Annotated in this window: 7 protein-coding genes; 4 read left to right on the top strand and 3 right to left on the bottom strand. The window is 46.0% G+C overall.

Annotation, left to right across the window (positions count from 1 at the left end; genetic code table 11):
* Window positions 1-31: 31 nt before the first annotated feature.
* Together ACO6UX_RS14565 and ACO6UX_RS14560 are read right to left on the bottom strand one after the other, a co-directional pair.
* Window positions 32-2,086: a baculoviral IAP repeat-containing protein gene (locus tag ACO6UX_RS14565; protein ID WP_422448738.1), complete on the bottom strand. Its 2,055-nt coding sequence runs from the start codon at window positions 2,084-2,086 to the stop codon at window positions 32-34.
* Window positions 2,087-2,223: 137 nt separating this feature from the next.
* A complete protein-coding gene (locus ACO6UX_RS14560) occupies window positions 2,224-5,451 on the bottom strand; it encodes a hypothetical protein (RefSeq protein WP_422448736.1) in 3,228 nt (1,075 codons plus the stop codon).
* Window positions 5,452-5,896: 445 nt separating this feature from the next.
* On the opposite strand from ACO6UX_RS14560, the gene ACO6UX_RS14555 reads away from it, so the two are divergent.
* Window positions 5,897-6,349 (top strand): ferritin-like domain-containing protein, encoded by a 453-nt coding sequence (locus ACO6UX_RS14555; protein ID WP_422448734.1) that lies wholly within the window; start codon window positions 5,897-5,899, stop codon window positions 6,347-6,349.
* 180 nt (window positions 6,350-6,529) lie between these two features.
* Here ACO6UX_RS14555 and ACO6UX_RS14550 read toward each other — a convergent pair whose 3' ends face one another.
* Entirely contained in the window at window positions 6,530-6,913 is a 384-nt protein-coding gene (locus tag ACO6UX_RS14550; RefSeq protein WP_101748766.1) for a DUF2237 family protein, read from the bottom strand.
* Between the two features lie 206 nt (window positions 6,914-7,119).
* Between ACO6UX_RS14550 and ACO6UX_RS14545 the strand changes: the two genes are divergently transcribed.
* The 3 genes from ACO6UX_RS14545 (at window position 7,120) to ACO6UX_RS14535 (ending at window position 12,419) form a co-directional block, all read left to right on the top strand.
* The gene (locus ACO6UX_RS14545) at window positions 7,120-7,950 is read left to right on the top strand and encodes a hypothetical protein (protein ID WP_422448732.1); all 831 of its coding nucleotides are present in this window, start codon (window positions 7,120-7,122) and stop codon (window positions 7,948-7,950) included.
* A gap of 70 nt (window positions 7,951-8,020) precedes the next feature.
* On the top strand, window positions 8,021-8,977 hold the full coding sequence (locus ACO6UX_RS14540; RefSeq protein WP_422445623.1) for an IS1595 family transposase: 957 nt from the start codon (window positions 8,021-8,023) through the stop codon (window positions 8,975-8,977).
* Between the two features lie 322 nt (window positions 8,978-9,299).
* Complete coding sequence (locus ACO6UX_RS14535; protein ID WP_422448730.1) at window positions 9,300-12,419, top strand: hypothetical protein; 3,120 nt, start codon at window positions 9,300-9,302, stop codon at window positions 12,417-12,419.
* Window positions 12,420-12,699 lie beyond the last annotated feature (280 nt).

The raw sequence follows: 12,699 nt of genomic DNA, 5'->3' as shown, positions 1-12,699 counted from the left end.
AATAATTCAGTTGTTTACAAAAAAACAGATACTAGTAAGTTGACGGTTGGGTCGCATAAACCAGTGCATTCCATTGTTCATCAATCTTTGACTCAAAAAATTGATTTAGTGCCACTGAATCAACAAGATCCTTGGTTTCCCTGAGCCTGTTTAATGAAGTAACATAGGCATATTCATTGGAACTGGAACTCCCTGCATGGTTTTGATCATAATGATCCACTAACCCATCAAAGTTGCTATTTTCCTTTGCTAACCATTGTGATAATTCTTCATCATGGGATTTGATAAACGCAAAAAATATTTCATCCTTACATAAGCTTATCAAGTAATTTTTTAACAGGCTTTTATTGTTTATTGCCTGAATAAAATCATATTGTAATCTTCCATATTGCCCCCTGATAGCATTGACAACACTACGGCCCTGTTCTGGGAAATATTGTTGAATATGATTTTCAGAAAATTCACAAATTTCTCTCGCAAACCGGTTTTTTACATACGCTCTGATTTCAGTGGATTCATTACCTCCAAGGAGGTTGTGCCTGCCCAGGACGCTGATCAGTTGTTCCTCATGAATAAGTAGTTTGGCTTTACCAAGCAATGAAAACCAGTTAATGCTGTTATCTTGATCACATATACCCTCCGTCAGTGTTGCTGCCTTGAATCTTACTTTTATCAGGTCACAAACTTCCGCGGTATGGTCCTCGCAATCTCTGGATGACATACTTTCAATTATTCCGATAATCTCTCCAATGAGCTCCGGTTTTTTCAGCAGTTTATTGAGTATTTCTTTGTATACATCACCCAGGTGTAAACGCTCTGAATCGTTTGCACTTTTGACCTTATCTTCAAGGATGTGAAGTTTCTGTATTTGACCTGGATTGAAAATATTTACAAGCCTTGCTTTGGCTTCGTTAACCGACAGATTTATATCAGCAGGGTGATTATTTGTTCTGTAATTTGCAGGATGCTCTTGATCAAGCCAGGATACTGGTGATGAAGTACCGGAACTAGAGTCAGACCTGTATCCCGATATAGAGCTGGAACTTGAGCTGGAATCAGGTCTGGGCCTGGACCTGGATCTTTCTGCTCTGGATCTCTCTGCTCTGGATCTTTCTGCCCTGGACCGGGCTCTGGATCGGGCTGTTCTGGAGGATGAAGAGGCAGGAAAACGTGTTAAGTCATCGCTGGAGCCCGCCACTTGGCGATTACTCTGCCCACCGATAGGTTGACTGTATAAATGTCGAGATCCGGGAATAGTCATGGCTACGTCATTTTTTTGTTCAGTGGTAAGGGCCTCTTGAATGGTATTAACCAATTCAGCACCTAACTTCTTTCGGATAAACTGGCACTTTGGAAACTTCTGGGCATGTAAATCATCTGGTGTTTCATCTACTTTCCAGTTTTGCAGACAACCACCACATGAAAAACATCGCACCAGCTCCCCATCTTTGAGTGAATAAAAACCGCTGGCAGAAATATCCTGATTAGAGACAGCAGAGGAAAAAACAGACGAACGTCTTACATTTCTCCAGTTACTATTATTGAATGTCTGCGCCCTGTTTGTGCGATTACTCATCGCTTCGTTAAATGGTCTCTCAGGGGCATTGTCCGTATCAGATCCACTGCTATCTTCCACATCAAAACCACTAGTAGATATATCCCTGTCGGCAATAAGTGAAGCTTCCCGGGCAACAGGAATTTCCTCAATATTGTTAACTGATAATAGTAACCACTTCAGATAATCATTTGAGCGAATATCTTTAGCGATTTGCTCTACGGGCTGACCATGGTTGGCATAAATTTCACCACCAGAGTCCCTTAGCTTTAAAAGAAGTTGATCGTAACTTAACAGCTCTGAAAAATCTTTTGCTATGTGGGTGTCGCCAGTTACTACATCTGTAAATTTAAAAATCGTCTCAGCTTCGGGTGAAGGTGCATGAGACAAATGGGTCTGAGGGGGATTATTATAACCAACACTATGGTGTCCCAGCATTGCTCTTGCGGATTCATCAACTGCTCCGGTATCCCGCTGGTTTGTTGCAGAACCGGGGTTGCAGGTAAAATTGCCGTTGCCAATATTATTCATAACTCGACTGGACCCTTACTCATCAATCATTTTCTGAGATGAACATCGGTAATTACTGAAATTAATTATTAGATGATATTGAGTGATTTGAAAAAATTAAATAAAAACTGATGAGTTAATCAGGATTGATTGTGTGGTTAATGGCTTTCAATCTGATTAATTGTTTCAGGTTGATAAGTTCTTTCAATATTCATTATTGCCAGTAGTGTTTTGATAAAGTTCTTCCTCTTGAACTCATAATCATTAGCATGATGTGTTGTCGCCAGCCAGTCGTTAATTCTATGTTCAAAATCCTTACGGCAAGCATGGCTGGTCAATTTTATTTGCAGCGTTTCAGTCAGCACAGGCAGGCGATGTTCTTGAAGGTGATTGGTCTGGCCGTCAGGTTGTTTGGATTGGGCTTCTTGCAGAGCGATAAACTGCCGTGCTTTATTCAGGCTAAGCAGGCAGCGCATAAACAAACCATAAATACGCTCATCAGGGTTTTGAGGAAGATTAAACAGAATGGTTCGTGGCAGGTATTCCGCTCCTTCTTGCAATTGTTCTGTCAGCAAGTCAAGGTTATTAGCGAGGTATTCCAGCGTATCGTTCAGTAATCGGGTTTCTTCAGCAAACGACAGGCACCATACCGGTTTTTTAACGCCAGGAACGTGGACGGGTAATTGTACGGCCTGTTTATGGGCTGCTCTGGCGTCAATGCTGACCTGAAGTACCATGGCTTTCATCCCCAAATCACCGTCATTAAATTGAATATTGTAGGCGTGTGGCAGTTTAATCGCCTGACACCCCCGGATTGGCCAGATAATGATGTTTTTGGGGATTTCAGAATCACTGTCGGTGTTCAGTGCCAGCAGCCTGTCAAAGAGTGTTCTGGCGGATGCTTCCTGCGTGCAGATAATATCAATATCATTAAATGATGAGCAGAGGTTCTGTAAAAAGCGCGCGTAAGAACCGGTAATCAGCATGGGTGGATGGGTATAAGAGTCATTGATTTCCTGAATAATCTCCAGTGTTTTCAGGGTAAGCGCAGTAAACCGCGAAACCTGCTTTTGCAAAAAGCCAGTGTCACCTGTTGTTAACCGCTGTTTCACGGTTTGACCCACAATGGCACGGTTAGCTGAGTGCTTGTGGCCATCGAACAGTAACTCATTCATTGTACTGGCGTCACAGCAGTATTGTGCGAACCAGCGGCCTAAAGCGTGGCGCAGCCTGCTTGCGGCTGGAAAGCTCTGAAGACACTCCAGGGCCTGATGCTTAGTGATCTTCCGTCCATCAATAGACTGTCCCGTGATATAACAGTATGTCAGGAAGAAGAAATGCAGTCGTGAATTCTGAAATGAGCGCCGCAGCATGGTGATGGATTGCAATACCTGTTCTGCTGATACACTCTGATGATCAATGGGCAGTCCATGCTGCATAGCCATGAACTTCACTATACATTGGAGTCGATGTTGCTCATCGTCTTTGACCATTACCTTGTTTAAGATGTGCCATGCCTCTTGAAGTGTACTCCGGGTTTCGCTGGTTTCATCGAACTGCTGAGTTGTCGTCAGCCTTTGAATCAGATACCTGGCTTGCTTTGCAGAATAATCTCCGGGAGCGTCATTAAACGCTGCCAATACTTCCCGGTTATCCAGATAGTGACCATTCAATTCCCTGGCGCTCAATGTCAGCTGAGTATAAAAAATAGCTCTTTCGAGCAACCAGCCACCACGCTCATAATCCTTAACCACGCCCTCCGGTCTGACCGGCTGGTCATTCAGCAACATACCCCTGAGACAACATTGTTCTCTGAAGCGCGTCAGCTCCAGTGTGGCGTTGGCGGCCTGATAATCGTTAACCACCGCCTCCGGTGTGACCTGCTGGCCATTCAACGGCAGGCCCCTCAGGCAGCATTCCGCTTTGAAACGTCCCAGCGCCAGTGTTGCCCTGGCGGCCTGATAATCGTTAACCACGGCCTCCGGTGTGACCTGCTGACCATTTAACGGCAAACCTCTCAGACAACATTCCGCTTTGAAGCGGGCTATCCCCATTTTGCGATCCGGACTATCGAGGAAATGCTTAACCACCGCATCCGGTGTTACGTTCTGACCATCTAATGCCAGGCCCCTCAGGCAACATTGTTCCTTGAAGCGTGCTATCCCCAGCTTGCCTGCCGGACTCCCCGGGAAACACTTGACCACCATATCCGCTGTGACCTGTCGGCCATTCAACATCAGACCCCTCAGGCAACATTCCGCTTTGAAACGTGCGGCCCCCAGTTTGCCTTCCAGACTGCCCGGAAAACACTTGACCACCCTATCCGCTGTAACCTGTCGGCCATTCAACATCAGACCCCTCAGGCAACATTCCGCTTTGAAACGTGCGACCCCCACTTTGTCCTCCTGACTCTCCTGAAAGTCCTTAATCACCGCCTCCAGAGAGATCTGCTGGCCATTCAACGGCAGTCCTTTCAGGCAACATTCCGCTTTGAAGCGCGTTATTCCCAGCTTGCCTTCTGGACTGTCCGGGAAATCCTTTACCACCGAATCCGGTATGACCTTCTGGCCTTTTAACAGCAGTCCCCTCAGGCAACATTGTTGTTTAAAGCGAGCCAGCTCCAGTCTTGCCCTGGTGGCCTGAAAATCCTTAACGACTGAATCCGGTGAGACCTGTTGACCATGCAAAATCAGGCCCCTGAGGCAACATTCCGCTTTGAAGCGTGCCAGCTCCAGTGTCGCTTTGGCTGTCTGATAATCTTTCACCACTTCATCCGGTGTGACCTGCTGGTCATTCAACACCAACCCCCTCAGACAACATTCTTCCTTGAAACGCGCCAGCTCCAGTCGTGTCCTGGCTGTCTGATACCCCTTAATCACCGAATCCGGTGTGACCTGCTGGCCATTCAACGGCAGGTACTTCAGGCAACAGTCTTCCTTAAAGCGCATTAGCCCGAGTTGCCCCTCCGGACTATCCGGGAAATCCTTCACCACCTCACCCGGTGTCAGCAGCTGGCCATTCAACGCCAGGTTTCTCAGGCAACACTCTGCTTTGAAAAGCGCCAGCTCAAGTGTTGCTCCGACTGCCTGAAAATCCCTGATTACCGCTTCCGGTGTGACTTGTCGTTCATTCAAAGTAAGCCCTCTCAGGCAACATTCTTCCTTAAAGCGCGCCAGCTCCAGTGTTGCCCTGACTGCCTGATAACCCCTGGTCACTTGCTCCGGAGTGACCGGCTGGCCATGCAATGGCAAAACTCTCAGGCAACATTCCGCTCGGAAGCGGGCTATTGCTACCTGGTACTTATTCTGCCGATCTGGCTTCTGGCTAAACTCTTGAATGACCTGATCCGGGGTAACTTTGCGATCGTTGTGTAAAATGTTCTTCAAGCAGAGCTTTTGCAGGAAGAAGCCGCTTCTTATCGTCGAACTTTCATTTCTATAGGCTTTAAGCACGTCAGCCGTGGTGATTTTATGACTTTGTAACTGTTTATTCTGCCAAAAGCTGTCTTCAATCTGTTTGCTTATATCCGGGATGGAGGCTTTACTTTGAGATGGCTGGTTTGAGACTTTTTTGCCGTTAAAGGTGCTTCTGGAACGGTTGGGCGGCCGACGTGAACCGGCTGTCTGGTCAATCCGGCCAGCAGGCTTTGAGTGGGAGGAGGTCGATGTGGTTGCTTTCAGAATGAAACCCTGAACAGCTGGACTTTAAACATCGTCTTTGACCTCAAAATGATTATTAGGTTCTTGAATTGGTGAAATATCATCCTGACTGGTTCACTGATAATTCTGACTATACTTTCATGCTCAAATATAACCTTGAGATGAGGTGTTTATGTCCACTGAGCATCAGGCCGTAGTGGTCAAGTTGAACCAGATTCTGGAGCATGAGCTGGCAGGGGTTGTACGATACAGTCACTACAGCTTTATGGTGTTTGGCTATAGCAGGATTCCCATTGTTGGATGGTTTCGTTCAGCAGCAACAGAAACGCTGAATCATGCCTATGAAGCGGGAGAAATGATCACTTATCTCGGTGAGCACCCATCCCTTGGCATCGGTGGGCTTTTGGAAACCTCAAAACATGATATTCACGACATCCTGATGGAGTCTCTGGATTTTGAGAAGCAGGGCGTAAAGTACTATTACGATCTATTGGAACTTGCCGAGAAAGATAAACTGGTGGTGGTTGAAGAGTATGCCCGCCGTTTGATTGCAGATGAAGAAACTCATATAGGCGACATAGATAAAATGCTGAGGAAACCAGGCGATATCGCCAGCGTAGTTTAGGTTGTTTTGGAACCGGCTTCTCTTTCATTAATCGCAGCCAGGGCTTGAGCAGACTGGCTGCGGGTTCTTCAATGCACAAGATGACTCCTGGCAAACCCTGCGATGGCTATGTACCAGCATGATAGCGTTTTGCCTTGCACAGTAACTGCCCACATAGCCAGAAATATACGATGCCACGACTTAGCTGATATCAATGGCAAATTGTTTTAAAACAGTCAGTTCAATCACCTTCAGTGTATTGATATGGGTCGCCCGGATATAAACAGGAGGTGCTACATTGTTTTCCAATGCTTCTTGCCATCGTGCTGCACACAGGCACCATCGGTCACCGGCCCTGAGCCCGGGAAAGTCCCATTCCTCCCGGGGGGTGATCAGGTCATTGCCCTTAGACAGCGAGTATTGCAGAAATTCATCAGTCATGTGAGCACACACCGTATGCCCCCCTTTGTCATCGGGGTGGGTATGGCAGAAACCGTCACGAAAAAAGCCGGTGACAGGGTCCTTACAGCAGGTTTCCAGTATAAGTCCAAGCACATTTTGTTGTTCGAAGAATGACTCGGCCATTTATTTAACTCCCATATTTTGTTTATCCGACATTATAGGATAAGAGATCAGTTCTACTTTCTTTGCATTGATACCTGAAAAGTGAAGTTATTGAGTCAACATCAATGATCTCTGTCAGGATATTCTCAGAATTTTGAACCTTTCGGTACGAAGCACTGTCGAATTACCTGCATATTTTATATATGAAAAATGGTTGTTTTTCAGTCATGAGTATTGTTCTGGCAGATTCAGGTGTAAGGCTATCCTATAGCGATGCATTCTGGTTTCGGTATGAAGGGTACCGGGAAGACACCTGTGTCGTATATTCTGCCATAAGAGCCTTTACTGACACTGTTGCCAGAAATGTAGAAGTAGCCAGAGATAACTTTGTTCAACATCTGGATGTCCATCTCGGAGAGCGTATTGCAAAGCGCATAAGTGAATGGCAGGTCTCCATTCCATTAGCGATTCCGGTAAGTCAGGAAATGTTTGATTTTACTGCAGGACCTCACCTGGAAAACTCTCCCAGGGCAGAAGAGTTGTCACAATATTTGAATTCACTTTTAAATGAAATGACCTGTAAAGGTATTACACCAGAGCAATCATTAACTAAAATAAGCAAATTGTATGACCTGGCTCAGGTATTTGCTGATGAAGCTGGTTGCCTGCCTGAAAGTTGGTATCGTTATGGCCCGCAACCCGCTGCAGGATTACCCAGGTTATCCTCTCCCGGGTACCCTCGCAGTGATCCTCGCCATAATCCGGAAGAAGACTTCTGTCTGAGAGAGCAACGACTTGATTATGCTGAAATACTGCATCAACAAATTGTTAATTCAGTGAAAATTATTTTTAAGCGCATGAGCGATTTGTCATCACCATTTAATCAAACAAATACTGATCGCACAGGAGAAGATGAAATCAGGTGTGTGATGAATTTCAGAGAATATTGGTTAGGTAATAAAAAACTGTGTGAACAATTAATGAAAGGTCGGCGTCAGGATATTAGTGCGGTAATCGAGTCTCTGGATTTTAACAAGCGAATGTTTTCCATGGTCTAGGAGGCCTATGTTTGTTTTAAAGGTTGATAGGTCTAAACTGTCGTGATCCCCTGCAATGGGAGGCTACGTTATGAAGCCCCGACAGTTTCAAGATCTTCTTAATGCTGTGCCGTTATTAAGCAGCCAGCAGCGAAATACTCTTATCAATGCTCTATCAGAGCAAAATTCTCCTTCCAATATTGCAAAGTCTATTGAGGATAGTTTTGTACGGGCTCCGAAATGCCCTCATTGTGGATCGGAAGCCCTTCAGCGCTGGGGGAAAAGGAACAAACGCCAACGATTTCGGTGCAAGGTTTGCCGAAAAACACTGAACGCTTTTTCCAAAACACCCTTGGCCCGTTTAAGACGCCCTGAAGCATGGCCGAAATATCTTGAGGGAATGACCCACTCTTTAACGCTTCGCCCGGCTGCCAAGCAATGCGGAGTTTCGTTAAATACATCATTCCGTTGGCGACATCGTTTTTTACAGGTCATTGAGCATGATCAGGCACCAGAACTCAGTGGTATTGCCGAACTCGATGAAACTTTTTTTCGCGAATCTTTTAAAGGTCAAAAAAAAGGCCTGCCAAGACCCGTGAGGAAACGAGGTAGTGATAAGAAGACAGACTGTCGAAAAATACCAGTCATGGTAGCTAGAGACCGAGGAAGTCAGACGGTTGATGGTGTATTGAAAAATGAGAGCGCAGATGAACTCTGTCGCCATTTAAGTGGCCGGATAAATATTGAAACTGTCGTATGTGCCGATGCCAGTCTTGCACATGAAAAGCTTGCGAGAGCGTTAGGATTTACTTTTAAGGAGCTGGTGTCATCCTCTGGAATACGGGTGATAGAAGGTGTTTTTCACTTACAGCATGTGAATGCATACCACAGCCACCTGAAGCAGTGGATTACAGGGATTTTTCACGGAGTTGCCACAAAATATCTATCACACTATCTGGGATGGAGAAGGGCTTTAACTGGCATCAATGCTCTAACATCTGATCGACTGGGCAACAAAATTTTAGAATTTCTTCACTTCAACCCTTAAGCGCAACATAGCTGTCTAGGAGGCTATCCGAGAATAGCGCCCGTAGCGAGGATTGCGAGAAATTGAGGATAAAAATTTCTGATTCTGAGGAGAATAGCGGGGCTATTTGACGAAGAAGCAGGAATTTTTAGACCAGTTTATCGCAACCGCAGTAGGGCAGTCTATTCTCGGACAGCCTCCTAGGGTCAGGAAAAGCAACAGCAATTTTCCAAAGGCTGCGTTTTTACAAAAACAGAGGGACTTTTTTTATAAAAAAGTTGGGTCAGGTATTGCCGGTTATAAACTCACCTTCGTCATCACTCTGACATTCTGTATTATCACTATGAATTCATTACCCAATGCAGCACACTCATTATCAACAGTATCGTTTAAGAATCCTGAGAGTTGCCCGGTGCAACCAGGCAAACATTCAAACACTGAAACTCGCCACTCCCCGGGTAGCAGAGAGCAGATAAGGCAGGAATTGCTGGGTGCTTTCAAGACAGGCACGTTGGGTGCTCGACAGGTCTGGATGTGTCACGGGGAATCAGCTCATGCAAGATTCAAAAAAGAGTCGGCTTATCTTGATCATAACAATGAGTTACCAAAAGCACCAAGACCCGTCATCCTGATTATGGAAGATGTGCCATTGATGTTAAGATCGAACCATGCCACCGTTGGCATTATAAACCCCGGTACTCTCGCTGTTTATAAGAAAAATGCCGGAACATCCAGATTACAGAACAATGCCTTAAAGCCAGACGAACTGCCTGTTAAATGTCTGCCTGACCACAATTCACTGCGGGAGAAAATGAAGGAGAGAGCGACACGGCTCTGTACTGTTTATAAGCAATCTTCATCAGGTCAGCTGCGCAGGAAAGGCACATTCAAACCGCCAGAATTCAAGGAAAAAGATAATGAAAATTTAACATGCTATCCAGAATGGCTAACCACCGGGTACATAAAATCACAAATCAAGTGCTATCTCACGGTAAAAGAGGGCACTGACAACAGCATTACCGAACATTTGCAGGATAAACACCAGTTAGAAGAGGTTTTTGGCATTGATTCGTTGCCCTGGATGGTTTATTCCCAGCAAAGCGGTTCAGCAGAGGTTTATTTTGAGGATGAACTCAGTACTGATCATTTAGCACTTAATGAGGCCAGGCTTGGTAATTTTGCGTTATCCCATAACATTTCTGAAGATGCCTTCAGGGGGATGTTGAATCTTCTGCCTATGCCGTTAAAAGCTAAAACCATCAATCAACACCATCTGCCAACGCTACAGCATCCATTTCAGGATATTATAACACTGGCAGAGAGCCCGGACTTCAGTCGTGAAAACTTACGGGAATTAATAGGCCGTATTTGGAAATTATTAGAGCGGGATGCTCCTGTTCAAAGAAAGTTTTTTTACCGGGGGGAATATCAGACAATACTTGATTTGCTGATCCAGTCAGCTGAAATATTATGGTACAGAAATGATTACAAGTTGTCGGATGATCATGATGAACGCCAGGATTTGAGAGAGACAGCTTACGAGGAAGATAGAGTTTTCCAATTAGCCAGTGATCTGGTCAGACGCGGAGTGTTGTCTATTGGTTGGAAAACCGGCCTGAACGTTCTGGGGCAACTTTATTCAATAAGGCTTTGCTGTCATTTTGAGGCATTGGGAATACCTTACAAGGGCCACTTATGGTCTACTATGTCTTTTCTGATTGGTCACCGCTCTTTCAATCATCCGGTTGTTATGCTGCAGTTTCATAAACGTTGTCAGAGTTTCAATGCAGCACAACTGCAGGAAGTGTTTATCGTCACACTTCGGGAACCTTTTCAGAGATATTATTGCTATAAGCACTTTAAGGATAATTTATTAGCCCTGTTTTATTATGGTGTACCTGATGATCAAACACTTGGCGCTGTGAGAAAATCAATAGCAAACACCAGTGCCCAAAGCATTAAAAAATCCCTGGGAACGCTTTGCGCAGATGATTATATTCACTGGGTTAAAGAACTCTGGGAACGTCGAGATCAAGAGCCCTTTTATCAGCACTGGCCAGAAAATATCAAAAAAGGGCAACAACAAATCGTCGAACTGCAAAAGTCCCTCGGCCTTACCGGCTGTCAGTCTCCCCAAACTGCATCCCTGACGCAACCAACGGAGTTGCAGTTTATCGTTGACGCCTTCAGCCAACCACCGGTTCTGCCCAATGCCAGGGATAACGAAGAGACCATTCTGAGAATATTACAGCACTATTACCGACGGCCCGGTCCAGAGCGAGTCATCAAATGCCTTGGCAGTGACACACTGCCCGGGGTATGGAAGCCGGATCACAACTGCTGCCATGTATTGCGGGCCCGGAACAATCTGTTGTGGTATATCGAGCTGCTGGAGAAATTCCATCAGATGCATTTCTCTGAAATTGAAAAGAATCTGCTGTCGCTGGCGATCATCTATCATGACGCCGCAGCGGAAGATGTCCCCAAGCAAGATGAGGAAGCCAGGGCGGCTGACTATTTCAAACGGGATCTTCAGGGGCAGTATCCACAACAGTATCTGAAGGAGATTGGCGAGGCACTGTCCCGCAAGGAAGATGACGTACATGGCAAGAGCGACCAGGGTCTGTCGTCATCGGTTCGGCGTTATCTGCATGTACTGCGCTTTGCTGACCGCATGGATTTTATCCGATGCACCGGGATTGATGCCTCGTTCCCGGGATCCTTCAAAGACCGTCAGCAGCCTGGCCACTTTGACGCCTCGCTTTTGGATCTGCCGTCGCAGGTAACCAGAGATTTCACCAATGACCCTGCCCTGAAACCGGACTTTCAACGGCAACTGGAAGCCGCCATGCACGGTGCCGCTGATCTGCTACAGGTTACTGGCAACAAGCGTGAAGACTGTCGGCCGGATTCCTATGTCCAGACTTACCAGCTTGAACCTGATGAAGCAACGATCACCGAGAAATTTGAACTGACGCCCTTGCCACTAAAGAACATGGAAAAATATCTGGACGATAATGTCCGGCGCTATATTGCCAGCCGTGCAGGCATTCACACCTGTACAAGCTCTGACCATAAAGATTGCAAAACTAATCGCCGAAGGGGGGTTACCCGTGGCATCCATAATAGCTTCCATGATCTCAGGCAAGTCAGAGTGCCAACAGGGATGACCCGTCTGGAAAAGATGCAGTGTCGTCAGGGTTTCAGTTTATTAAGTGTGGAAACACAAGGTGCCATCGCTCAAGAGGTGCAACGACTGCAATTGAAGGGGATACTTATGAGCCTCGGCACATTAACCCAGGAAACCCTGAAATCACGTCGGGCAAAAAGAGTACTTGCGAAAAGAGGATTTGCAGTGGTCAGTCGGAAGCGCTTCAGGGGATACAATGACAAAGGGGGGATAAAAATGCAGAAAATGCTGGTACCTCTGCGGATTCGTCCAAACCATGAGACTGCTGTTTAGGAGGCCGTCCGAGAATAGACTGCCCTACTGCGGTTGCGATAAATTGGTCTAAAAATTCCTGCTTCTTCGTCAAATAGCCCCGCTATTCTCCTCAGAATCAGAAATTTTTATCCTCAATTTCTCGCAATCCTCGCTACGGGCGCTATTCTCGGACAGCCTCCTGGCAAGTAAGGCATTGGGTCTGAATAATGCCGTGTCGTGTTTAAGTAGCTAACCATATGAAATCACATATTTCTGACTCCTTGTTCAGGCACTCCCGGCAACCGCTCCTGCGTTGCTC

Origin of the sequence: Endozoicomonas sp. ALB091, from assembly GCF_049310265.1 — a bacterium.
GTDB lineage: Bacteria > Pseudomonadota > Gammaproteobacteria > Pseudomonadales > Endozoicomonadaceae > Endozoicomonas.
This window is presented reverse-complemented; position numbering and strand designations above follow the sequence as displayed.

Bases quoted from the DNA above. Each gene is read 5' to 3' on its own strand.
- ACO6UX_RS14565 (WP_422448738.1), bottom strand. From the start codon at position 2,086: ATGAATAATATTGGCAACGGCAATTTTACCTGCAACCCCGGTTCTGCA.
- ACO6UX_RS14555 (WP_422448734.1), top strand. From the start codon at position 5,897: ATGTCCACTGAGCATCAGGCCGTAGTGGTCAAGTTGAACCAGATTCTG.
- ACO6UX_RS14550 (WP_101748766.1), bottom strand. From the start codon at position 6,913: ATGGCCGAGTCATTCTTCGAACAACAAAATGTGCTTGGACTTATACTG.
- ACO6UX_RS14545 (WP_422448732.1), top strand. From the start codon at position 7,120: ATGAGTATTGTTCTGGCAGATTCAGGTGTAAGGCTATCCTATAGCGAT.
- ACO6UX_RS14540 (WP_422445623.1), top strand. From the start codon at position 8,021: ATGAAGCCCCGACAGTTTCAAGATCTTCTTAATGCTGTGCCGTTATTA.
- ACO6UX_RS14535 (WP_422448730.1), top strand. From the start codon at position 9,300: ATGAATTCATTACCCAATGCAGCACACTCATTATCAACAGTATCGTTT.